The following is a 22,645-nucleotide window of genomic DNA, read 5'->3' as shown; positions in this document are numbered from 1 at the left end:
CCATGCCGGTCCCCATTCTCCTGGTGACGGGCTTTCTGGGGGCCGGCAAGACCACGGTCGTCAATCATCTGCTGGCGCATGCGGAGGGGCGGCGCATCGCCGCCGTCGTCAACGATTTCGGCGCCATCAACATCGATGCGGAGCTGATCGCGGGCGCGAGCGATGGCGTGGTCAGCCTTGCCAATGGCTGCATCTGCTGCTCCCTGGAGGGCGATCTGCTCCGCACGCTTTCGACGCTGCTGCGGCGTGATCCCAAGCCCGACACCATCGTCATCGAGACCAGCGGCGTTGCCGATCCCGCCGACATCGTGCGCAACCTGATGGACCCGGTGATCCTGCGCGAGGCGCAACTGGAGACGGTGCTCTGCGTGTTGGATGCGACGGCACCGCCCGCCGCCCTCGACGAGGCGTTGCACCGGTCGCAGCTGCGCGTCGCCGATATCGTGGCATTGAGCAAGCTGGATCTGGCGGACGCGGGCGCTGGCGTTCGGATGCGCGAAGCCATCCGCGCCCAGCGCGTGCCCGCGGTGGTGGTCGACGCGCAGCACGGCGAGATTCCGCCCGCGCTGCTGTTTCCCGCCGGCGCCGACCGCGCCCCGCCGCCGCCGCGCCAGATGGGGCCGAAGCGGCCGGCGGAAGAGCGTTTCGAGACGCTAAGCTGGACCTCGGACAAGCCGGTCTCGCTGCCTCGCCTGCAGCAGGCCATCAACCGCCTTGCGCCGAAGCTGGCGCGCGCCAAGGGCCTGTTCGAGACGCTCGAGCAACCCGGCCGCACGATGGTGTTTCAGTTCGCCGCCGGCCGCGCCACGCTGGCGCCCGGCGATGCGCCGGCACCGGGCGTAGCGCGGACGCGGATCGTCTTCATTGCCGAGCTTGGCATGCTCTCCCGCGCCGAGCTCGACGCGATCATGGCGGGATGCCTCGCCGGTGGCTGAGGCGGGCGCGGGATCGTCGTGCTTCGAATGCGCCGGGCCTCATCCGGCCGCGGCATCCGCCTCAACTGCAGCCGCCGCATCCGCCGTCACCCCCGCCGCCGCCTCCGCAGCCTCCGCTGCCGCCGTCGCCACCACCGCTGCTGCTCATCGTCTGCGAGGCACTGTAGACGGAGGCGTGCGCCGTCCCGGTCAGGACGACCGCGCCCGAGAGCGCCACCGCGAGAAGGAGCTCGTGATCACGCGGCGCACGTGAAGCCCGCTCATGCGAGGCTTGATAGGTTTCGAGAATCCTCGTGCCGGCCTGTGTGCGCCGGGGAGATTTCACCAGCATGACGGCGGCGGCTGCGGTGAGCAGGATGAGGAGAATCAGGAATTCGACGGGATGATGCCGCGACGCGCCAATCACAGCCTTGGTGATCCCGAAAACCATCAGGAGGCCGACGAAGGGAAGGACCGTCAGGCGGAAGGAAGTCATCTCCTCGGGGGTCGGGCAATAGCCGGACCGCTGCAGGAATCTGTGGATGCGCTCGGCGATCGGGCCGATGGTCGTCTGAAACTGCTGCCGCGTCATGCCGGGCTGGAATTGCATCCGGGGCGGCTGGTTGATCAGGGCCGCCAGCGGCGCCTGGTCGATGACAGTGATCTTGTAACCCCGAGGTTCGATCGTGGCGCCGTGTCCGGAAGTGAGCCTGAACAACACCGCATCGCCGAGGCGGCGCTCGCCGCCGGCCAGATAGGCCAATTCCAGGATGCCCAGCCGACTGCTGGTTTGCGCGGCGGGACCGATCCTGGACCTGAGGCGAAAGCCCACGGCGAAGATGACGAATGCGAGAGAGAGATAGAGGGTGAGGAAAGGGCCGGCAGTCCAGTTGAACGGATTCCATTCCATCAGTTCACCTCTTGGACCAGCGGCGGATCCAGGTGATTGGACGCGGAACGATCAGCCAGTTGTTCCGGTCCGTCACGTGATAGCGCGGAGGTCCGAAGCGCAGATGCGTCGCCGGCCACAGATCGGGGGCGGGCCGCCCGAAGAATTGTTCGTGCAGGGCGAGGGTTTCGGCATATTGCCGGCGATAGACCATCTGCGCCTCAGCGCCGCCGGGCGTCGGGTCGTGATGCAGCGCTGCCTCGAGCACCTGGCCGCACCAGATCGTCCAGTAGTCACGCGAATAGATCAGGTGTTGATGCCAGACCTCGTCAACCACTTCGCTCGGTGTGACCGGTGTCGGCGACACCACGGCGAGAAAGCAGAAGCGCCGATAGGCGTCGACCGCCGCGCGGGTATCGTCGAGGCTCCAGTGATGATCGCGCGCCAGCCTGCGGGTGAAGTTCAGTGGCGTGTCCGGCTCGAAATCATGCCGCACGATGCGCTGCCACAACTGCCGTCGTGGGGCAGTCCAGACCGGCTCTTCCGCCTGAAGATCGACCTTGAGCGGCGCCCCTCGCAACGAAAGCTCCGGATCATGGTCCATGCCGCAAGAATAGCATGGGATCGCGGCCCTGCACGAGGGTTGAATGGCAGTATCCTTACCCAAATATGAGGAATATCGGTAATGCCGGGCTTCAATCCTCTGCTGGCAATCCGTCCCCATGCCGTACCATTCGGCACGGGAGCTCACTGCACATGGCGTTCAGGCGTCGCATCCGGCGGTTCGTCGAACGCGCCGGCATGGAAGATCGCTTCGCTCGATCGACATCGTCATGCCGTCAGGTCCGGGGTGTGCAGCAGGGATTTCTCCTCCGCCTCCCATCAGAGCCTTCCGGCGATCAATTCTCAAGAGGGGATCTGCGACCAGAGCCTGTCGAGCCCTCAGCACAGCGCGAGCGCGTTGACAGCGCGTGTCGCAGCATCCTCCGTCCCGGAGCCAACGACCCGGCCAACGATGGATTCGCGCTCGCCCGGCTGCTTGCGGCGCGCGACGGCCAGCAGTCGCATCAATTCCGCCTCGTCCTTGGACAGGCGCCTGCAGGACGGCGGCATGAAGCACAGCTCGCAGGGCCGGCCGCTGCGCAGGATTCGGACGAGGGCTGCGGCCCGCGCCACCAGCAGCGGGCTGTCGGCAATGCCGGGGGCTTCCTCGGCAAGGCGATAGGCCGCCTCCCAGCAATCCGATGCGCCGGTCGCATAGGCCGCTCCGATGAAGCGGAACAGCGCCAGCGCGAGGCGGGAAAAATCATCGTAGCCGTCGATGTCCCGCCGGGTCGCACGCGCGGCTTGGAGTGGACAGAGCAGCGGTTCGCCCGCGTCGGGATCAGGCGCAGCATTGCAAATGGCCTGCATCGTGAACGATCTCGTCAATGCAACGTCGCGCTGCCCACGAACCAGCTCTTCATCGCCAACATCCCGTCATGCTCGAACGACCGCACGTGACGGTCGGGCAGGACGAGGCCGGCCATGCGGAAGATCGTCGCAAGCCCCAGGACCGGCGCGAGCGCCCAATCGGCGCCGATCGGCGGCAGCCAGCGCTCGAATTGCTCGCGCGCGACATCGACGCGGTCCTGCTGGGCTGCGGCAATCGCGCGCAAGATACCGTGCTCGCTGTCCGACATGCGCGGACAGGTGGGGCAGTGCACCTCGATCGCGGTATGAGCGGTGCAAGCAAAGATCTCGATGATGGCTTCCAGCGACAGCACGGCATCGCTGACGCGAAAATGGTCGTACACCTGCTGGATATCGGCCGCCGTCGGGACGGCGCTTCCGCTACGCGCCTTCGCCCGAAATCCCCAAATGAAGAGCCGCTCCGCTGCGCTCAGCGCAGGAAGGTCGACGGGCCTCGTGTATGTCGATCGATGCATTGTGCCTCTGGCCTCCGGCCGCGCTCACGCCAGCGCTGGCGCGGATGATCTGCGCCGATCGTTCTGCCAGAGAGCTCTCCAAGTCAACGCGCGGAGAGGCGATGTCGAGGTGTTCTAGATTGGAAGAATTCGTATCTCGGGTGAGGTCGGTCCCGCTTGTCTCGTTGTCATGACGAGCGTGCCGGCATCGTCCCCCGCGAAATTCTGCGGTTTTCGGGAACCCGAATGCTTAAAGCTTTGCTAACGGACTCGGGATAATCTGGCATATCAGCCCTTCCAATTCCTGAGAGCACCGATGATTTTCTCCCGCATCAGTTTCAAGCTGGTCCTGATTGTCGGCATCAGCCTCCTCGGCATGATCGCGCTGGCGCCGGTCGCGCTGTCGACCCTGCGCGCGCAGATGGTCGCCGACCGGCAGGCCAAGACGCAGCAGATGGTCGACATCGGCTACGGCATCCTGGCGCATTACCAGAAGCTCGAGAGCGACGGGAAACTCTCGCGCGAACAGGCGCAGGCCGGCGCGATCGCCGAGATCAAGAGCCTGCGCTACGACAAGGTCGAGTATTTCTGGATCAACGACACGACCCCGAAGATGGTCATGCATCCGATCAAGCCCGAGCTCGACGGCAAGGATCTCTCCGGAATGAAGGATCCCGCCGGCAATGCGCTGTTCATGGGCTTCGTCGACGTCGTCAACAAGCAGGGTGCGGGCTTCTACGGCTATCTCTGGCCGAAGCCCGGCTTCGAGCAGCCGGTCGGGAAAATCTCCTATGTGAAGGGTTTTGCGCCCTGGGGCTGGATCATCGGCACCGGCATCTATCTGGACGACGTCGACGCCGCCTTCCGCCAGAACGCGATGACCTTCGCCTATATTTGTCTCGCTGTGCTGGTCGTGGTGCTCGGCGCCTCCTTCCTGATCGGCCGCAGCGTCACCCGGCCGCTGGCCCGGATCACCGCGCTGACCGAGCGCCTTGCCGCCGGCGACAGCGCCTTCGACGTGCCCTACACCGACCGCCGCGACGAGGTCGGCGGCCTCGCCAAGGCGCTCGCCGTGTTCAAGGACAATGCATCGGCGGTGAGCCGGATGCATGCCGAGCAGCAGGAGCTGAAGCAGAAGGCCGACGAGGAGAAGCGCAAGACCATGGCCGATCTCGCCGGCAAGTTCGAAGCGAGCGTCCAGGCCGTCGTCCGCGACGTGTTCGACGAGGCCCGCGCGATGCAGCAGGCCGCGCAGGGCATGTCGGAAACCGCGAACAAGGCGAGCGACCGTGCGAGCTTCGTCGCCACCGCGTGCCAGCAGGCCTCGAGCAACGTGCAGACGGTGGCCTCCGCCGCCGGCGAATTGTCGGCTTCGATCGCCGAGATCAGCCAGCGCGTGGCACAGGCCGCGACGGTCGCCGACAAGGCCGCCGCCGACGGCCAGCGCACCAACGACACCGTGCAGGGCCTTGCCGCCGCCGCGCACAAGATCGGCGAGGTCATCGACCTCATCAACCAGATCGCCTCGCAGACCAATCTGCTCGCGCTCAACGCCACCATCGAGGCGGCGCGCGCGGGCGAAGCGGGCAAGGGCTTTGCGGTGGTTGCGAGCGAAGTGAAGTCGCTGGCGAGCCAGACCGCGAAGGCGACCGACGAGATCGGCGCGCAGATCACCGCGATCCAGGCCGAGACCAATCAGGTCGTCGGCAACATCGAGAGCATCCGCGCCACCATCATGGAGGTCAACGAGATCTCCTCCTCGATCGCCGCCGCGGTCGAGGAGCAGGGCGCCGCGACGAAGGCGATCGCGCACAGCGTGCAGGAGGCGGCCTCCGGCACCGACCAGGTCTCGCACAACATCTCCGGCGTCACCGATGCGACCGCCGAGACCGGACAGGCCGCCGGCCTCGTGCTGCAATCGAGCGGCAGGCTGACGCACAAGCTGCAATCGCTGCAGGACGAGGTCAGCGCCTTCGTTGCGGGCGTACGGGCCGCCTAGTCCGCGCGCTGGACCCCGGTCGCCGCATCGCCGGGAGCTCTCGGCACCTGCATCGCCCGTAAGGCCGTCGACGTCCCGACCGCCCCGCCGCCTCTCGCGCCATCCGGGGCGGACGGCCACGCCTGATCGAGAGGGGCCTCGGCCTGCCCCGATGTGTCATCGCACGCAGATGGGACTTGCGCCGGAAGCAACAGATTGTATGGTTTCGGGCAATACTTCTGTTGGTTGTATCATATGATTGCTCGAATTGGCCGGAACGTGGCCACGCCAAGCCCTCGACGCTCGCCGCACCGACCGTCCGACTCGCGGCGCAGGTAGGCCGGCCTACCTTGTGGGACGCAGCCCGATCGGCACCTTTTGCGGAGTACGACGATGCCAACTGGCCCTGCTGTCATCGCGCTTGCTGGCCGCCGGATCGATGCGCCCGATACCGACCCGCCCCGCTTCCCGCGCGATGCCATCACTAGCGTGCATCGGCGGATCGCTGCGCTGTTCAGGGATGAAAACGCGGTGGCGCTGGTCTGCTCGGCTGCCTGTGGCGCCGATCTCGTCGCGCTCGACGAGGCGGCGCAGTTCGGCCTGCGGATCCGCATCGTCTTGCCGTTCTCGGTGCAAAGCTTTCTCAAATCCTCCGTTAATGATCGCCCGGGAAAGTGGCAGCCGATCTTTGATCGCGTGATCGAAGCAGCCGAAAGGCACGGCAATCTCGTCGTGCTCACCGGCAAGCCGGAGGATGGCGAAGCGGCCTATGCGGCCGCAAACGCGGCGATCATCGAACAGGCGAAGGCGCTCGCACAGGAAGACGGGGTGCAGCGGCGGGTCTCCGCCATTGTGTGGGAAGGTTCGGCCAGGAGCGGCAACGATGCGACCGCCCAGTTTCGTCAATTGGCGAGCCAAGCGAATTTTGAGGAACGCGTGGTTCTGACCTGTCCGGTCATCGACGAGGCCAAGGTCTATCTCGGAGGAAGCGGCCTCTCGCCCGAGCAGGTCTTGTCTCTGGTCACTCGGCTGAAGGAGGAGGACAGGTTCGGTTGGGCGCGCCAGGTCATCGGGAAGGTTCGTAACACCCAGATCGACAGGGCCGATCTCCGCGACAAATTTGCGCGGCAGCATGCGCTGTGCACCTATAAGGATTCCGACATGCCGGTCTTGACGGCGCTCGGCAGCGCGATGGAGATCCTTGGCGGTCATTTCGACCTGTCGACGACACGGGATCAGGAGGTGCTTGGCCTGGCCGGCGCGATCTTCAAGCGACGCTGGCAGGCGACCGGCCAGAAGGACCAGCTCGAACGCTCATACCGCTTTTACCGGCGGGGCTTCGAGGTCGGATCCGAGCACGACAAGGGCTACACCGCGATCAACGCCGCATTCGTTCTGGACCAACTCGCCGAGATCGAAGCGGCCAACGAGGCGCCATCGGTCGCTGAGCGGCGAGCCGAGGCTCAGAGGATCCGTGAATCGGTCGTGGCCCAGCTGGTGCCGATGCTGGACGGGAATCCCGATCTCGACAAGGAGTGGTGGTATCTGGTCACAGTAGCCGAAGCGCTGTTCGGACTGCGAAAATACAAAGAGGCCGGGATCTGGCTGACGAGAGCAAAGAGCGTGCGCGGCACGCCGGATTGGGAATTTCGCAGCACGGCCACCCAACTCGCGACGCTTGCTCAATTGCAGCAAAAGGGGACGCCATCTCCTGACTCGCCCGAGGTTCTGAAGGCATCCGAGGTGCTTGACGATTTCCTCCAATTGAGGGGGGCTGGCAAGAACGCTTCGGCCAAATCGACGGCAGCGCGCGAGAGCGCCTTCATCGGCAAGGTCGGTCTGGCACTGTCCGGCGGCGGCTTCAGGGCATCGTTGTTTCACATCGGTGTGCTTGCAAGGATGGCCGAGCTCGATGTGTTGCGCCGGGTGGAGGTACTCTCGTGCGTCTCCGGCGGCTCGATCATTGGTACCCATTATTACCTCGCGCTGCGCGAGCTGATGATGACCACGAAGCTCGACGAGCTCGAGCCGGAGAAAATTCGCCAGAAATACATCGAGCTCGTGAAGCAGGTCGCGACCGACTTTCTCGCGGGCGTACAGACGAACATCCGGATGCGCGTGTTTGCGAATCCGGTCGCGCTGCTGCGCTCCATTTTCAGCCGCGCCTATACGCGAACGGTTCGGTTGGGCGAATTGTTCGAGACTCAGCTCTTCGACAAGATCGGCATCAAGAGGGAAAAGCCCGGCACTCCCCTACTGCTGAAAGAGCTGAGAATTATTCCCGAGGACGCGGAGGAGGGCTTCGATCCGAAGATCCACAATTGGCGCCGCGCCGCAAAGGTGCCGATGCTGATTCTCAACGCCACGACCTTGAACACCGGCCATGCCTGGCAATACACAGTGAGCTACATGGGCGAATCTCCGTGGGCCATCGATCCGAACGCCGACGGCACCAACCGGCTGCGCAGGATGTACCATTACGAGGCGCCGCCGGCGCACCGGAATACGCCGCTGTCGCAGGCGGTGGTCGCGTCCGCCTGCGTGCCCGGCCTGTTCGAGCCCATCAGACTAGATGGCCTCTATCGGCTCGAGCAGCGCGGCGAGAAGGCGAAGCCGCTCGTCCTGCGCCAGGTCGACGGCGGCGTACACGACAATCAGGGCATCGCGGGCCTGTTCGAGCAGGGCTGCAGCGTCGTTCTCGTGAGCGATGCTTCGGGACAGACAGACATTGCGATTGATCCCGGCGGCGGAACCGTTGCGCCGCTCATGCGCAGCAATTCGGTGCTCATGGAGCGCGTCCGGCAGGAGCAATACAGCCGCCTCGATACGCTGGAGAAGCGCGGCCTCCTCAAGGGGACGATGTTCATCCACCTGAAGAAGGATCTCGACGTCGTGCCGCTCGACTGGGTCGGATGCCAGGAAAAGCGCGAGCCGATGTCCACCGAGGGCGAGCCACTCACCAGCTACAATATCCGCAAGGAGGTCCAGCAGCTGCTCGCCGGCATCCGCACCGACCTCGACAGCTTTTCCGACGTCGAAGCCTTTGCCCTGATGACCAGCGGCTATCGCATGACCGATCATTATCTTGCCAGGGTCCAGGTTTTGCCGCAGGTCCCACAGGCGCCGGGCAACTGGAGCTTCCTGGCGATCGAATCCATCATGAATGACGCAAGGACGTCCGATCCGAACTACCAGCGTCTGCTCGACCTGCTCGGCAGTGGAGGCAAACTCATGTTCCGAGCGTGGTCGCAGTCCCGCGTTCTTCTCCTGTCGACCGGTCTGCTTGCCACTGTTGGGGCTGTCGCGCTGGCCATCTGGCTCTACGGGCTGTTCACACCAGGCGCAAATGAGACGCCGGTCACGATCGACCGCCAGACCATTCTCGGCGCCGTCGTCGCGGTCGTCGTCACGGCGATTTTGCTGGCCGTTCCCATCATTCGCGAACACGTCACCAGGATCGCCGTCGGCATCTTGACGCTCGTGTTGTGTGTCCCGGCGCGGCTCCATCTCTGGCTCGTCGACGGGTTCTTTCTGAGGCTGGGACGGCTCAATCGACTGGGGTTGAAAGCTGACGATACGCGATGAGGCTGTGAAAAGCGAGGGAGCTGAACCCCTCAGAAGACGCGAAGGTCAGCGCCTTCGTTGCGGGCGTGCGGGCGGCTTAGTACAACGGAAGGATGGGCCGAAACTCCGATCGACACGCTCGCATCCTCCTGATCAATCCTAACAGCAACGAGGCGACCACCACGATGATGGTGGCGATCGCAAGGTCCGCTGCCGCCGATGGTTTCGACATCGTCGGCGCCACGGCAACGCGTGCGCCCGCGATGATCGTCTCGTCGGATGCGCTGGAGGCGGCTGCGCCGGAGGTCGAGGAGATCGCGCTTGCCAACAACCGTGATTGCGAGGGCATCATTGTGTCGGCATTCGGCGACCCCGGTCTCGCCGCGATCAAGGCGGCGATGAAGCTGCCTGCCGTAGGCATCGGCGAGTCCGCGATGCTGGAAGCCGCCGGGAACGGTCGCCGGTTCGGCGTGGCGACCACGACGCCGTTGCTGAAAGCAAAGATCGATGCATTGCCTGATAAGCTGGGCTTGCGCGCGAGCTACACCGGCACGCGCTTTGCTGATGGCGATCCGCAAGAGCTGATGCGCGATCCGACGCAGCTGCGTGCAGCGCTCGCCAGCGCGGTCGAGGCGTGCATTGTGCGAGACGGAGCGGAAGCGGTCATCATCGGCGGCGGGCCGCTGGGTGAAGCGGCGCGCGAGCTTCAGCCGATGTTCACGGTGCCGGTCATCGCGCCGATCCCATCCGCCGTGCGACAGATCATTCGTCTCATCGCGGCGTGACCGCTGGTTTTTCCGCGCCGCGGCATCGGCCGTGCTGCGGAAAACTGTTTTCCTTGACATGAACTCTGCGGTGCTCGACCTGTAACCAGGTCGAGCGATGCCGCCTTGCGTCCCTCGCGACAAGAGAAGCAACACGGGAAGGACGTCATGAACACGGGCCTCGACGAGAACGACTACCTCGCCACCTTGCGCGGCCTGTGGGACAAAGCCTGGCCGACCGGCCTGCCGCGCTCGCCGAATTATCCGCATGGCGAAGTTGCGCTGACGGAATATCTGCGCGCCTGGGCGAAGCGGAGTCCGCAGCGGCCCGCGGTGATCTTCTACGGCCATGTGACCACCTATGCCGATCTCGATCGGCAGAGCGATCGCTTCGCGGCATTGTTGCAGGCGAAGGGCGTGCGCACCGGCGATCGCGTCGCCGTGTTCCTGCCGAACTGCCCGCAATTCCACATCGTGTTCTTCGGTATCCTGAAGCTCGGCGCGGTCCATGTTCCCATCAGCCCGCTGTCGCGTGCGTTCGAATTGTCCTACCAGCTCAACGACACCCAGGCCGAATTGATCGTCGCGCTCGACCAGCTCATGCCGATCGTCGAACAGGTCCGCAGCGAAGTTCGCCTGCGCGAGATCATCGTCACCAGCTTTGCCGATGTCGTGCCGGCGGCGCCTGCGTTTCCTGCGCCGGACTCGATCCGCACGCCGCGCGTTGCGGTCTCCGGCGCAACTGATCTTTTACCGGCGCTCGCGGCACTGCCCGCACCGACCCCGCTGCCGCCGCCTCACCTCGATGATGTCGCTGCGCTCAATTACACCGGCGGCACCACCGGCATGCCCAAGGGCTGCGTGCATACCCATCGCGACATGGTCTACACGGCCGCCGCCAATTACGGCATCTCGTTTCCCTCGGATGAGAGCAGCGTGTTCCTGTCATTCTTTCCGGAGTTCTGGATTGCGGGCGAGAATTCCGGCCTGATCTTCCCGCTCTTCTCGGGCGGCACGCTGGTTCTGCTCGCGCGCTGGGACGCCGTCGGCGCGATGGCGGCGATCGAAAAATACAAGGTCACGATGACGGCGATGCCGGTCGACAGCGCGGTCGAGATGATGGACCATCCGCGCTGGAGCGAGTTCGACCTGTCGTCGCTGCAACAGGTGCGCGTGGTTTCCTTCGTCAAGAAGCTCAACGCCGGCTATCGCAGGCGCTGGAAGGACCTCACCGGCACGATCCTGATGGAGGCGGCCTGGGGCATGACCGAGACGCACACCTCCAATACTTTCACCGCCGGCTTTCAGGACGGGGATTTCGACCTCAACAGCCAGCCGATCTTCGTCGGCCTGCCGGTCCCCGGCGCCGAGTTCAAGATCACCGATTTCGAGACCGGTGCGCTGCTGCCGCTGGGAGCCGAAGGCGAGATCCGTGTGCGTACGCCGTCGCTGCTCAAGAGCTACTGGAACAAGCCTGAGGCGACGGCGGAATCGCTCGTCGACGGCTGGTTGCGTACGGGCGATATCGGCACCATCGACAAGGACGGCTTTCTGCACTTCCTCGGCCGGCGCAAGGAGATGCTGAAAGTCAAGGGCATGAGCGTGTTTCCGCCGGAGATCGAGGCGTTGCTGGGGCAGCATCCGAAGGTGCTGGGCTCGGGCGTGGTCGGCCGCGACGATCCGGACAAGGGCCAGGTGCCGGTCGCCTACATCCAGCTCAAGCCGGAAGCGATCGGCACGGTCTCAGAGCAGGATCTGCGCGCCTGGTGCGCCGAGCGCATGGCCGTCTACAAGGTTCCTGAAGTCCGCATTATCGATGCGCTGCCGCTGACCGCGACGGGCAAGGTCAGGAAGCAGGACCTCAATCCAAATCCTCCTGCCGGTTAGTTGAGAGATACGATGTCGTTCAAGAAGCTCCTGATCGCAAATCGCGGCGAGATCGCCATCCGCATCGCACGCGCGGCGGCTGATGCCGGCATTGCGACGGTCGCGATCCATCCCGCGGACGATGCGCTGTCGCTGCACGGGCGCGTTGCGGACGAGGCGATCGAGATCCCCGGCCGCGGCGCACGGGCCTATCTCGATATCGAGGCCGTGGTGAAGGCGGCCAAGAGCGCGGCTTGCGATGCCGTGCATCCCGGCTATGGCTTCCTCAGCGAGAACGCGGCCTTCGCGAAGGCCTGCGCCGATGCCGGAATCACCTTCGTCGGGCCAAAGGCGACGGCGCTCGAACTGTTCGGCGACAAGGTCGCGGCACGGCAATTGGCAAAGCGCTGCGGCGTGCCGATCATTGCCGGCACCAGCGGGCCGTCCTCGCTAGAGGAGATCACCGCGTTCTTTACCTCGCTCGGCAGCAATGCGGCGATCGTGATCAAGGCGATGGCCGGCGGCGGCGGCCGTGGCATGCGCGTGGTGGAGAGCGCGTCCGATCTTTCGGAAGCCTATGCGCGCTGCCAGTCCGAGGCCAAGGCGGCGTTCGGATTCGACGGCGTCTATGCCGAGCGGCTGATCCGGCAGGCGCGCCACATCGAGGTCCAGATCATCGGCGACCGCCATGGTGCGATCTCCCATCTCTGGGAGCGCGAATGCACCATCCAGCGCCGGCACCAGAAGCTGATCGAGGTGGCGCCGAGCCCGTCCTTGAACGATGCCTTGCGCGGCCGCATCATCGAAGCGGCAAAGCAGCTGGCGGGCGCGGCGTCTTACGACAATCTCGGCACGTTCGAGTTTCTGGTCGATGGAACCGTCGAGGACAGCTTCGCCTTCATCGAAGCCAACCCGCGGCTCCAGGTCGAGCACACCGTGACCGAAGAGGTGCTCGGCGTCGATCTCGTCCGTGCCCAGCTCGCTGTCGCTGCAGGCAGCACGCTGGCCTCGCTGGGGCTTGCGCAGGACTCGATCCCGAAGCCGCGCGGCCAGGCCATGCAGCTTCGCGTCAACATGGAAACGCTGGATGAAACCGGCGCCACGCATCCGACCGGCGGCGTGCTCGCCGTGTTCGAGCCGCCGTCGGGGCCCGGCGTCCGCGTCGACAGCTTTGGCTATGCCGGCTACAAGACCAGCGCCGCTTTCGACTCGCTGCTGGCCAAGGTGATCGTGCATACGCCGAGCGAGGCCTGGCATGACGTGGTCGCGAAAGCCTCGCGCAGCCTGCGCGAGTTCCGGATTGACGGCGTCGTCACCAACATTGCCTTCCTCCAGTCGGTGCTCGCGCATCCCGATTTCAGGACCAACCGCATAGCGACTGATTTCATCGACCGCAACATTGCCAAGCTCGTGGAAGCATCGGATGGCGCTGCCAAGCCACTTTATTTCGCGGCAGCCGATCGCGGCGGCGGTCACGACACTGAGGCCCATGTCACGCAAGCCGTCCCCGAAGGCACGGTGATGGTCGCGGCGCCGCTGCAAGGCACCATCGTCACCATCCAGGTGAGGGAAGGCGAGGTCGTCCGACCCGGCCAGCAACTCGCCGTGATCGAGTCCATGAAGATGGAGCACCTGGTGATGGCCGAGCAGGGCGGGCGGGTGACAAAACTCGTCGCAGGTGACGGCGTCACGCTGATGCATGGCGAGCCGATCCTCTATCTCGAGCCGCTCGACGTCGCGGCCGACAGCACGGCGGCGGAAGCCGATGTCGATCTCGACCATATCCGCCCCGACCTCGCGGAGCTGATCGCCCGCCAGGCCAACACGCTCGACGAGAATCGCCCTGCTGCGGTCGAGCGCCGCCGCAACACCAATCAGCGCACCGCGCGCGAGAACGTCGCCCAGCTCGTCGACGACGGCTCGTTCATGGAGTACGGCAGTCTCGCGATCGCCGCGCAGCGCCGCCGGCGGAAGCTCGACGATCTCATCAAGAACACGCCGGCCGACGGCCTGGTCATGGGCGTCGCCACGGTCAATGCCGAGAAGTTCGGGCCTGAAAGCGCGCGTTGCATCGTCGTCGCCTATGACTACACCGTGCTCGCGGGCACGCAGGGCCACATGAACCACAAGAAGATCGACCGCATGCTGACGCTGGCGGAAGACTGGCGCGTGCCGCTGGTGTTCTACGCCGAAGGCGGCGGCGGCCGGCCTGGCGACACCGATCGGCTCGGCATGACCGGGCTCGACGGCCCGTCCTTCGTGCAATTCGCGCGGCTCTCGGGTCTCGTCCCCGTCGTCGGTGTTGTTTCCGGCTATTGCTTCGCCGGCAATGCCGCGATGCTCGGTTGCTGCGATGTCATCATCGCCACCAAAAACGCTTCGATCGGCATGGGCGGTCCTGCCATGATCGAGGGCGGTGGCCTCGGTGTCTATCATCCGGCCGAGGTCGGCCCCGTTTCATTCCAGTCGCCGAACGGCGTCATCGACATCCTGGTCGAGGACGAGGAGGAAGCGACGCGCGTTGCGCAGAAATACCTGTCCTATTTCCAGGGTGCGGCTGCGGATTGGGAGGCCGCCGACCAGCGCCTGCTCCGCCGCGCCATTCCCGAGAACCGCCTGCGCGTCTATGACATCCGCAGCGTGATCGACCTCGTCGCCGACAAGAATTCCGTGCTGGAGCTGCGCCGCGACTACGGCGTCGGCATGATCACCGCGCTGATCCGCATCGAAGGCAAGCCGTTCGGCCTGATCGCCAACAACCCGCGCCATCTCGGCGGCGCCATCGATGCCGATGCCGGCGACAAGGCCGCCCGTTTTCTCCAGCTCTGCGACGCCTTCGATCTGCCTGTTGTCTCGCTCTGCGACACGCCCGGCTTCATGGTCGGTCCGGAGGCGGAGAAGACCGCGATCGTGCGCCACGTCTCGCGCATGTTCGTGACCGGCGCCAGCCTCACGGTGCCGCTGTTCGGCATCGTGCTGCGCAAGGGCTATGGTCTGGGCGCGCAATCGATGATTGGCGGCGGCTTCCACGCCTCGTTCTTCACGGCGGCCTGGCCGACCGGCGAGTTCGGCGGCATGGGCCTGGAAGGCTACGTCCGCCTCGGCTTCCGCAAGGAGATGGAGGCGATCGCCGATCCCGAAGAGCGCGAGACCTATTACCGCAACAAGGTCGCCGAGCTCTATGCCAACGGCAAGGCGGTCTCGATCGCCTCCGTGTTCGAGATCGACAACGTCATCGATCCGGCTGAGACGCGGCGCTGGATCATGGCGGGCTTGCGCACCGTGCCGAAGCCGCCGGCGCGAACGGCGAAGAAGCGGCCATGCATCGATACGTGGTGAGGGCGGTGCAGCAATAGCTGTATTCCCGGTTTCCGATTGACATCCCCGCCTGTGCTGCCAGATTTACACAATAATACAGGGTGGAGACGTCCGCGATGGCCAGCCTTTCGGCCTCGAACCATGTCGCCCGTGTCTTGTCCGTCGCCAATCATGTGGCCGACGTCGATGCCTCCTCGCGGATTGCCAATTCCTGGCGGCGTTGCCTCGTCAATCACAAGCTCGATCCCGCCCGCCGGGGCCCGCCGCAGACGCTGACCGAAGCCGAAATCCGGCACGTTGCCCAGCCCATGGAGGAGACGATCCGGCTCGCAACGGCCGAGCTCGAAGACCTCGCCCGCGTGCTGCGGGACGCCGGCTATTGCGTCAATCTCGCTGATGCCAACGCAACCATGCTGTTCAGCCGCTTGCCGGGGGAGGCCGACACCGAGATTTTCCTGCGCTGGAAGGTTTATACCGGCTCCAATTTTTCGGAGGCCCATGAGGGCACCAACGGGCTCGGCACCTGCCTTGCGGAGCAGAAGCCGATCCTGGTTCATCGCGATGAGCATTTTCGCGAGCAATGGGGCATCTTCTCCTGTGCGGTCGCGCCGCTATTCGATCCTGTCGGCCGCATCGCGGGCGCAGTCAACATCACGTCTTGTCGGGATGATCTCAGCCGCGCCGCGCATCAGCTCGCGCTCGCGGTCACGATGCAGGCGACGCGCCGCATCGAGGCCGCGATCTTCCGCGACCATTTCCGCAACGCCTGGATCGCGACCGTGCCCGGCGGCAGCGGCCTGCTGGCCTATGACGATGATCGCCGCGTCGTCGGCGCATGCCGGTCCGCGCGCGCATTGCTGGGCCTCACCGATGGCCTGATCGCGTCGGGCATCGACCTGTCGCGCTACATCAAGTTCGATCGTCATGCTGCGCGCGACGCAGAAGACATCGTCCAGTTGCGCCGCGCCGATGGCAGCCCGTTGGGACAGGGGCAGATCGCGCCGCCGCAGCGCGCGCGACCGCTCACCAAGCGCCGCGATCCGCCCGTCGATCGCTTCGACGCCTTGCACCGGCTCGCCGGCGGCGATCCCGGCCTGATCGGAAGCGTGAAACGGCTGATGCGCATCGGTGACCACAATCTGCCGGTGCTGCTGCAGGGCGAGACCGGCGTCGGCAAGGATGTGTTCGCGCGCGCTATTCACGCGGCGAGTAACCGGGCGCGCAACAACTATGTCGCGCTGAATTGCGCAGCGATGCCCGAGAGCCTGATCGATGCCGAACTGTTCGGCTACGAGGCGGGCGCCTTCACCGGCGCGCGCCGCGACGGCTCGAAGGGCCTGATCGTTCAGGCCGACGGCGGCACGCTGTTCCTCGACGAGATCGGCGACATGCCGATCGGCTTGCAGACGCGCTTGTTGCGCGTGCTGGAGAATCGCGAGGTCTGGCCGCTCGGCGCGCCCAAGCCGGTCGCCGTCGACATCCGTCTGATCAGCGCCACCCACCGCGACCTCGGCCGCATGGCGGAGGAGGGCGCCTTCCGCGCCGATCTGTATTTCCGTTTGCGCGGCATCGCGGTGCGGCTTCCGGCCCTGCGCGAGCGCGCCGACCGCTACGACATCATTCGTCAGATCGCGCGCGAGGAGGCGCCGAGCTGCCGCCTCTCGGACGAGGCCTGGTCGCAACTCGTAGCCTATCCGTTCCCCGGCAACATGCGCCAGCTTCGCCACGTCCTGCGGCTCGCCGGCTGCACGGCGGAGAACGGCGTCATTGCCGGTACCGATCTCGATCTGCCGCCGTTCGGCGGGCGGATCGAGATCGGCCTCGAAGCCGCCGAGCGCGCCACGATCGTCGAGGCCCTGCGCAGGCATGGTGGCCGCGTGACGGAAGCGGCTCGCGCGCTGAAGCTCAGCCGCGCGACGCTCTATCGGAAGATCAAGGCGATGAAGATCGAGACGGCGCAGTAAGGCTCGTATCGTAGGGTGGGCAAAGCGAAGCGTGCCCACGCATCTTTTGCGATCGAGAGAGGTGGTGGGCACGGCGAAAGCGCGCCTTTGCCCACCCTACAATTTCGGCGCCAGCTTACGAAAAATCCGTCCAGCTGAGATGGCGTGAATCGAGGTCGCCGACCGTCACGGTCTCGCGCATCTCTTGTGGCGTGTGAAAACTGCTGCGCAGGTACACCAGCGGCCGCGCCGTATCCGCATGCGACACGCCGCGGACCTCGCCGACGAAGATCGAATGCGTCGTCGTCTCGAACTCCTGCGCCAGCACGCAGTCGAACGCGGCGACCGCGTCCGCCAGCACCGGTGCGCCGGTCACGCCACGCGTCCACTGCCCGAAGGCGAAGCGATCGTCGCCGTTGACGCCCTTCTGGGCGCTGAAGGTGAGGGCGAGCAGCGCGTGATCCTCGTGCAGGAAGTTGATGGCGAAAGCACGTTCCTCGCGGATGCGGGCATGGGCGCTGGCATTGCGGTTGACGCAGACGATCAGCGACGGCGGCTTGTCCGACAACGAGCAGGCCGAGGTCACCGTCAACCCGGTGCGCTTGCCGTGTTCGGCACCGACCGTGACAAGTGCCACGGCGCCGGCGCATTGACGCATGGCCTGCTTGAAGTCCTTCGCGTCCACCGTCACGCGGAAATCTCCTAGAATAGAAGCGGGTGCAGCACGATCCTGCCGCACCCGCATGGGGTCAAGCCGCCTTCTTCGCGGAGCCGAGATGCGCAAGGCGCGGCATCACCTCGTTCTTCAGCAGCGCGAGCGAGTGGTGCCAGGCCTCGGCCTTGTGCTTGTAGTCGAAGCCGAACACGAGCAGCACGCCGAAGCCGCCGACCTCGTCGTAGATCTTCTCGATCTTCTCGGCGACGGTTGCGGGCGAGCCGACGATCCAGTTCCGCTTCGCGCAATACTCGACCGTGACGTCGCTGTCGGGCACATCGGGTGCGTGCTTCAGATAATCCTTGAAGCCGAAATGCCCGAGCAGCGGCAGGAAGTACTCGCTCATCATCCGGCCCATCATGTCGCCGGTCGAGAGCTTCCAGGCTTCTTCATCGGTGTCGGCGACGAACACCTCGCGCACCAGGCGCCAGTCCTGCCGGTTCGGCTTGCGGCCGGTCTTGGCCGCCCCTGTTACGACAGAGTCCCAATGGCTCGAGACATAGGCCGGGTTGAGGTTGAGGCTCATCGGGATGAAGCCGCGCTCGCCGGCAAGCTTCAGTGTGTCCGAGTTCTTGGAAAGACCCGCAACGCCGATCGGCGGATGCGGCGCCTGCAACGGCTTGATATGGGGCTTGAGGAAATCGAACATCGTGTCCGGCTTGGTCACCGTCCAGTACTTGCCCTTGTGGGTGAAGGGCGCCGGCTCGGTCCACAGCTTCAGGATGATCTCCAGCGCCTCGCGCGTCATGTCGCGGTTCTGCCCGCTCATGCCGTCGACGTTGAACATCGCCCAGTCGCTCGGGAGGCCCGAAGCCGCGACGCCGAAATTGAGCCGGCCTTCGGAGAGATGGTCGAGCATGGCGACGCGGTTGGCGAGTTCGGCCGGGTGATGATAGGGCAGCAGGAAGCCGCCCGGCCCGATGCGCAGGCGTTTGGTCTGCATCAAGGCCTGCGCGATCAGGAGGTCCGGCGTGGGATTGGGTTCCCAGGGCGCGGTGTGGTGCTCGCCGACCCAGGCCTCCTGATAGCCGAGCTCGTCGAGCCAGCGCATGACCTGCAGGTCCCAGTCGTTCCCTTCCTTCAGGCCGCACTCCGGCGGATGCGAGGGCATCGTGAAATAGCCGATCTCCATGGGTTTCCTCATCTGATGTTGACGCGTCTTGTCGCGCGTTGTCGGAGTTGAGTGATGAACCTTGTCGAGTGATGAACCTTGAGCAAGCGGTGTGCCAGCGCGGCGGAGCCTCGAAATGAAGAGAAAGGGCTGGTTTGCCCGGGCAATAGCCGGTATCTCGACGGGAGCCTGCCGGACATCGTCTCATGTGTCGCGAGACGGCGTCTTGGCGATGAGACGAGGACGAGACCTGACATGACCGAACCCGCTTACGTCGCGGTGGACTGGGGCACCAGCAGCTTCCGGCTCTGGCTGGTCGATCGTGCTGGCCAGGTGCTGGCCGAGCGCCGCAGCGGTGAGGGCATGCTGGCGGCCGCCAGGAGCGGCTTTCCCGCCGTACTGCAAGCGCATCTGGCCGCGGTCGAAGCGCCCGCGCATCTGCCGGTTCTGGTCTGCGGCATGGCCGGCGCCAAAACCGGCTGGGTCGAGGCCGGCTACGTCGACACGCCGGCAAAGCTCTCAGCCGTCCTGAAACAAGCCGTGCGCGTGCCGGGCGAGGCGCGCGACATTCGCATCCTGCCGGGCATCGCCCAGCGCGATGCCAAAGCGCCGGACGTCATGCGCGGCGAGGAGACGCAATTGCTCGGCGCGCTCGGCCTTGATGGCGCGGGCGAGGCGCTGGTCTGCATGCCCGGCACGCATTCGAAATGGGTGCGGGTGACAGACGGCACGGTCGAGCGCTTCTCCACGTTCATGACCGGCGAGCTGTTCAGCGCCGTCTCGCGCGAGACCATCCTGTCGCTCGCGGTCGCCGACGCTGATGACGCCGAAGACATCGCGAGCTTCGAGGCGGCCGTGAAGGCGGCATTCGCCGCTCCGGCCTTCGCCGCCAACCTGCTGTTCACCGCGCGGTCGCGCCAGCTTTTGTTCGGCGGCACGCCGGCCGCGGCGCGCGAGACGGTGTCGGGCACCCTGATCGGTGCCGAGCTGGCGGCGGGGCTCTCCGGCGCGGTGCCGCGAGCAGGTGTCCAGCTGATCGCATCGGGACGGCTTGCAGCGCTGTATCGGCTGGCATTCGAGGCGCTCTCGGTGACCGCTAAGACGATCGATGCGGATGAAGCCGTGCGCCGCGGCCTGTCGATGGCGGCTGCCGCGATCTGGACGAAGTAGAAGGACTGCGAGAGATGAGCGTTCCCTTTCCGTCGATGCAGCGGCCGCTGGTCGCGATCCTGCGCGGCGTCAAGCCAGAGGAGACTGAGGCAATCGTCGGCGTGTTGATCGAGGCCGGCATGACCGCGATAGAGATCCCCCTGAATTCACCCGATCCGTTCGGTTCGATCGCGCTGGCCGTGAGGCAGGCGCCGCCAGGCTTGTTGATCGGCGCCGGCACCGTGCTGACGACGGCAGATGTCGATCGTCTCAACGACGTCGGCGGCAGGCTGATGGTCTCGCCGAACGTCGACACCGACGTGCTGGCGCGCGCGCATCAGCACGGAATGGTGACCATGCCGGGCGTATTCTCGCCGACCGAGGCGCTGCTGGCGTCGCGCTCGGGCGCGTCGAGCCTGAAGTTCTTTCCGGCGAGCGTGCTCGGCGCGTCCGGCATCGCCGCGATCCGCGCCGTGCTGCCGGCAGGCGTGATGATCGCCGCCGTCGGCGGCGTCTCCGACCAGAATTTTGCCGAGTACATCAAGGGCGGGGTGACCGCGTTCGGGCTCGGCTCCAGCCTCTACAAGCCAGGCATGACGGCAGCAGACGTCGCAGCCCGCGCAAAGGTGACAATTGCCGCTTACGATCGGGCAATTCAGAAAGATTGAGCCGACAATAAACTAGCCGTGATCCTGACATGCTCTATCCTGCCATATGGTGGCGCGATGCCGGCATGCGCGCATCGTGGTACGCGACCGGCTGAATCAGGAGACCGACATGGCGATCAACAACGTAGCCGATCTGTTCGTGGCAACGCTCGAACAGGCCGGCGTCAAGCGCATCTACGGCATCGTCGGCGACAGCCTCAACGCGTTCACTGAGGCGCTGCGCCGCCGCGGCACGATCGAATGGATCCATGTCCGCCACGAGGAGGTCGCGGCCTTCGCTGCGGCCGGCGAAGCCGAGATGACCGGGAGCCTCGCGGTCTGCGCGGGCTCCTGCGGCCCCGGCAATCTGCATCTGATCAACGGCTTGTTCGACGCGCATCGCAGCCGCGTTCCAGTGCTGGCAATCGCGGCGCAGATCCCGACCGCCGAGATCGGCGGCGGCTATTTCCAGGAGACGCATCCGCAAAACCTGTTCCGCGAATGCAGCCATTATTGCGAGCTGGTGTCGGACCCGAGTCAACTGCCTTACGTGCTGGAGAACGCGATTCGCGCGGCGGTGGGCTTGCGCGGCGTCGCCGTCGTCGCCATGCCCGGCGATGTCGCGTTCCGGAATCCTCCGAAGCGCGCGCTGTCGACGACGCGCGGTCTTGCGGTGGCTCGGCCGAAGGTCGTGCCGCAGCCGGACGAGCTGAAGGCGCTCGCCGATCTTCTCAACGGCATCGAACGCATCACGCTGTTCTGCGGCCGCGGCTGCGCCGGCGCGCATGCGCCTTTGATGCAGCTCGCCGAGACCTTGAAGAGCCCGATCGTGCACGCGCTCGGCGGCAAGGAGCATGTCGAATACGACAACCCCTATGACGTCGGCATGACCGGATTCATCGGCTTCTCCTCCGGCTACGCCGCGATGCACGCCTGCGACGCGCTGGTGATGCTGGGCACCGACTTCCCCTACAAGCAGTTCTTCCCTGCCGATGCGAAGATCGCGCAGATCGACATCCGTCCGGAGAATCTCGGACGGCGCTGCAGGATCGATCTCGGTCTCGTCGGCGACGTCAAGCTCACCATCGAGGCGCTGCTGCCGCTGCTCAAGACAAAGACGCAGCGCAAGCATCTCGACGACGCCGTCGCGCACTACAAGAAAGCCCGCGAGGGGCTCGATTCGCTCGCCAGGGGCACGCCCGGAGCCAAGCCGATCCATCCGCAATATCTCGCCAAGGTCATCAGCGACCATGCCTCCGACGATGCCGTCTTCACCGCCGATGTCGGCACCCCGACGGTATGGGCAGCGCGCTATCTCGACATGAACGGCCGCCGCCGCCTGATCGGCTCCTTCGTGCACGGCTCGATGGCCAATGCCATGCCGCAGGCGATCGGCGCGCAGGCGGCACAACCCGGGCGCCAGGTCATCTCGCTCTCCGGCGACGGCGGCTTCACCATGTTGATGGGCGACCTGATCACGCTGACGCAAATGAAGCTGCCGGTGAAGGTGGTCGTTTTCAACAACGGCGTGCTCGGCTTCGTCGCGCTGGAGATGAAGGCGGCGGGCTTCGTCGACACCAATGTCGACCTGGAGAATCCGGATTTCGCCGCGATGGCGCGCGCGATGGGCATCTTTGCCAGGCGCGTCGAGGATCCCGGCGAGCTTCCGGGTGCGATGAAAGAGATGCTGGCGCACAATGGGCCGGCGCTGCTCGACGTCGTCACCGCCAAGCAGGAGCTGTCGATGCCGCCGACCATCACGGCCGAGCAGGTCAAGGGCTTCAGCCTCTGGGTGCTGCGCGCGGTGATGAACGGGCGCGGCGACGAGGTGCTCGACCTCGCGAAGACGAATCTGTTGCCGCGGTAGGCGCGTAGCGTAA

The 22,645-nt window shown here is 65.5% G+C and carries 16 protein-coding genes; 10 read left to right on the top strand and 6 right to left on the bottom strand.

The genetic code is table 11. The annotated features are described in order from the left end of the window. Positions 1 to 2: 2 nt before the first annotated feature. Complete coding sequence (locus tag AC24YW_RS10620) at positions 3 to 935, top strand: CobW family GTP-binding protein (RefSeq protein ID WP_487482687.1); 933 nt, start codon at positions 3 to 5, stop codon at positions 933 to 935. Between the two features lie 61 nt (positions 936 to 996). Here AC24YW_RS10620 and AC24YW_RS10615 read toward each other — a convergent pair whose 3' ends face one another. The 4 genes from AC24YW_RS10615 to AC24YW_RS10600 form a co-directional block, all read right to left on the bottom strand. Beyond that, positions 997 to 1,824 carry a TIGR04222 domain-containing membrane protein gene (locus AC24YW_RS10615; protein WP_487482686.1) on the bottom strand — a complete coding sequence of 276 codons (828 nt, stop codon included), beginning with the start codon at positions 1,822 to 1,824 and terminating at the stop codon, positions 997 to 999. Between the two features lie 4 nt (positions 1,825 to 1,828). Next, positions 1,829 to 2,407, bottom strand: a complete 579-nt coding sequence (locus AC24YW_RS10610) for a glycine-rich domain-containing protein (RefSeq protein WP_487482685.1) — start codon at positions 2,405 to 2,407, stop codon at positions 1,829 to 1,831. 338 nt (positions 2,408 to 2,745) lie between these two features. Next, positions 2,746 to 3,216: a hypothetical protein gene (locus tag AC24YW_RS10605; RefSeq protein WP_487482684.1), complete on the bottom strand. Its 471-nt coding sequence runs from the start codon at positions 3,214 to 3,216 to the stop codon at positions 2,746 to 2,748. 14 nt (positions 3,217 to 3,230) lie between these two features. Continuing rightward, positions 3,231 to 3,731, bottom strand: a complete 501-nt coding sequence (locus AC24YW_RS10600) for a hypothetical protein (protein ID WP_487482683.1) — start codon at positions 3,729 to 3,731, stop codon at positions 3,231 to 3,233. 295 nt (positions 3,732 to 4,026) lie between these two features. Here AC24YW_RS10600 and AC24YW_RS10595 point away from each other — a divergent pair, with 295 nt between their 5' ends. The 6 genes from AC24YW_RS10595 to AC24YW_RS10570 all read left to right on the top strand — a co-directional run bounded on the left by AC24YW_RS10595 (position 4,027) and on the right by AC24YW_RS10570 (position 17,164). Then, positions 4,027 to 5,709, top strand: a complete 1,683-nt coding sequence (locus AC24YW_RS10595; protein WP_487482682.1) for a methyl-accepting chemotaxis protein — start codon at positions 4,027 to 4,029, stop codon at positions 5,707 to 5,709. 372 nt (positions 5,710 to 6,081) lie between these two features. Then, on the top strand, positions 6,082 to 9,273 hold the full coding sequence (locus AC24YW_RS10590) for a patatin-like phospholipase family protein (protein ID WP_487482681.1): 3,192 nt from the start codon (positions 6,082 to 6,084) through the stop codon (positions 9,271 to 9,273). 92 nt (positions 9,274 to 9,365) lie between these two features. Beyond that, positions 9,366 to 10,037, top strand: a complete 672-nt coding sequence (locus tag AC24YW_RS10585; RefSeq protein WP_487482680.1) for an aspartate/glutamate racemase family protein — start codon at positions 9,366 to 9,368, stop codon at positions 10,035 to 10,037. 147 nt (positions 10,038 to 10,184) lie between these two features. Further along, positions 10,185 to 11,903, top strand: coding sequence for an AMP-binding protein (locus tag AC24YW_RS10580; protein ID WP_487482679.1), 1,719 nt, complete (start codon positions 10,185 to 10,187; stop codon positions 11,901 to 11,903). Between the two features lie 12 nt (positions 11,904 to 11,915). Beyond that, entirely contained in the window at positions 11,916 to 15,221 is a 3,306-nt protein-coding gene (locus AC24YW_RS10575) for an acetyl-CoA carboxylase family protein (protein ID WP_487482678.1), read from the top strand. Between the two features lie 95 nt (positions 15,222 to 15,316). Then, positions 15,317 to 17,164: a sigma-54-dependent Fis family transcriptional regulator gene (locus AC24YW_RS10570; RefSeq protein WP_487482677.1), complete on the top strand. Its 1,848-nt coding sequence runs from the start codon at positions 15,317 to 15,319 to the stop codon at positions 17,162 to 17,164. 115 nt (positions 17,165 to 17,279) lie between these two features. Here AC24YW_RS10570 and AC24YW_RS10565 read toward each other — a convergent pair whose 3' ends face one another. Together AC24YW_RS10565 and AC24YW_RS10560 are read right to left on the bottom strand one after the other, a co-directional pair. Further along, positions 17,280 to 17,834 carry a flavin reductase family protein gene (locus AC24YW_RS10565; protein WP_487482676.1) on the bottom strand — a complete coding sequence of 185 codons (555 nt, stop codon included), beginning with the start codon at positions 17,832 to 17,834 and terminating at the stop codon, positions 17,280 to 17,282. A gap of 58 nt (positions 17,835 to 17,892) precedes the next feature. Continuing rightward, entirely contained in the window at positions 17,893 to 18,990 is a 1,098-nt protein-coding gene (locus AC24YW_RS10560; RefSeq protein WP_487483292.1) for an LLM class flavin-dependent oxidoreductase, read from the bottom strand. Positions 18,991 to 19,224: 234 nt separating this feature from the next. Between AC24YW_RS10560 and AC24YW_RS10555 the strand changes: the two genes are divergently transcribed. The 3 genes from AC24YW_RS10555 (at position 19,225) to poxB (ending at position 22,632) form a co-directional block, all read left to right on the top strand. After that, complete coding sequence (locus tag AC24YW_RS10555) at positions 19,225 to 20,139, top strand: 2-dehydro-3-deoxygalactonokinase (protein ID WP_487482675.1); 915 nt, start codon at positions 19,225 to 19,227, stop codon at positions 20,137 to 20,139. 14 nt (positions 20,140 to 20,153) lie between these two features. After that, on the top strand, positions 20,154 to 20,786 hold the full coding sequence (locus AC24YW_RS10550) for a 2-dehydro-3-deoxy-6-phosphogalactonate aldolase (RefSeq protein ID WP_487482674.1): 633 nt from the start codon (positions 20,154 to 20,156) through the stop codon (positions 20,784 to 20,786). Between the two features lie 109 nt (positions 20,787 to 20,895). After that, the gene (poxB, locus tag AC24YW_RS10545) at positions 20,896 to 22,632 is read left to right on the top strand and encodes a ubiquinone-dependent pyruvate dehydrogenase (RefSeq protein ID WP_487482673.1); all 1,737 of its coding nucleotides are present in this window, start codon (positions 20,896 to 20,898) and stop codon (positions 22,630 to 22,632) included. Positions 22,633 to 22,645 lie beyond the last annotated feature (13 nt).

Source organism: Bradyrhizobium sp. USDA3516, from assembly GCF_057651995.1.
The sequence above is the reverse complement of the archived record's forward strand: the minus strand, read 5'-3'. Positions and strand labels throughout refer to the sequence as shown.

What these genes read in the sequence shown, in the direction of transcription:
- AC24YW_RS10600 (WP_487482683.1), bottom strand. Translation starts at nt 3,731, where the DNA reads ATGCATCGATCGACATACACGAGGCCCGTCGACCTTCCTGCGCTGAGC.
- AC24YW_RS10555 (WP_487482675.1), top strand. Translation starts at nt 19,225, where the DNA reads ATGACCGAACCCGCTTACGTCGCGGTGGACTGGGGCACCAGCAGCTTC.
- AC24YW_RS10575 (WP_487482678.1), top strand. Translation starts at nt 11,916, where the DNA reads ATGTCGTTCAAGAAGCTCCTGATCGCAAATCGCGGCGAGATCGCCATC.
- AC24YW_RS10590 (WP_487482681.1), top strand. Translation starts at nt 6,082, where the DNA reads ATGCCAACTGGCCCTGCTGTCATCGCGCTTGCTGGCCGCCGGATCGAT.
- AC24YW_RS10615 (WP_487482686.1), bottom strand. Translation starts at nt 1,824, where the DNA reads ATGGAATGGAATCCGTTCAACTGGACTGCCGGCCCTTTCCTCACCCTC.
- AC24YW_RS10560 (WP_487483292.1), bottom strand. Translation starts at nt 18,990, where the DNA reads ATGGAGATCGGCTATTTCACGATGCCCTCGCATCCGCCGGAGTGCGGC.
- AC24YW_RS10620 (WP_487482687.1), top strand. Translation starts at nt 3, where the DNA reads ATGCCGGTCCCCATTCTCCTGGTGACGGGCTTTCTGGGGGCCGGCAAG.
- AC24YW_RS10580 (WP_487482679.1), top strand. Translation starts at nt 10,185, where the DNA reads ATGAACACGGGCCTCGACGAGAACGACTACCTCGCCACCTTGCGCGGC.
- AC24YW_RS10570 (WP_487482677.1), top strand. Translation starts at nt 15,317, where the DNA reads ATGGCCAGCCTTTCGGCCTCGAACCATGTCGCCCGTGTCTTGTCCGTC.
- AC24YW_RS10605 (WP_487482684.1), bottom strand. Translation starts at nt 3,216, where the DNA reads ATGCAGGCCATTTGCAATGCTGCGCCTGATCCCGACGCGGGCGAACCG.
- AC24YW_RS10610 (WP_487482685.1), bottom strand. Translation starts at nt 2,407, where the DNA reads ATGGACCATGATCCGGAGCTTTCGTTGCGAGGGGCGCCGCTCAAGGTC.
- AC24YW_RS10585 (WP_487482680.1), top strand. Translation starts at nt 9,366, where the DNA reads ATGGGCCGAAACTCCGATCGACACGCTCGCATCCTCCTGATCAATCCT.
- poxB (WP_487482673.1), top strand. Translation starts at nt 20,896, where the DNA reads ATGGCGATCAACAACGTAGCCGATCTGTTCGTGGCAACGCTCGAACAG.
- AC24YW_RS10550 (WP_487482674.1), top strand. Translation starts at nt 20,154, where the DNA reads ATGAGCGTTCCCTTTCCGTCGATGCAGCGGCCGCTGGTCGCGATCCTG.
- AC24YW_RS10595 (WP_487482682.1), top strand. Translation starts at nt 4,027, where the DNA reads ATGATTTTCTCCCGCATCAGTTTCAAGCTGGTCCTGATTGTCGGCATC.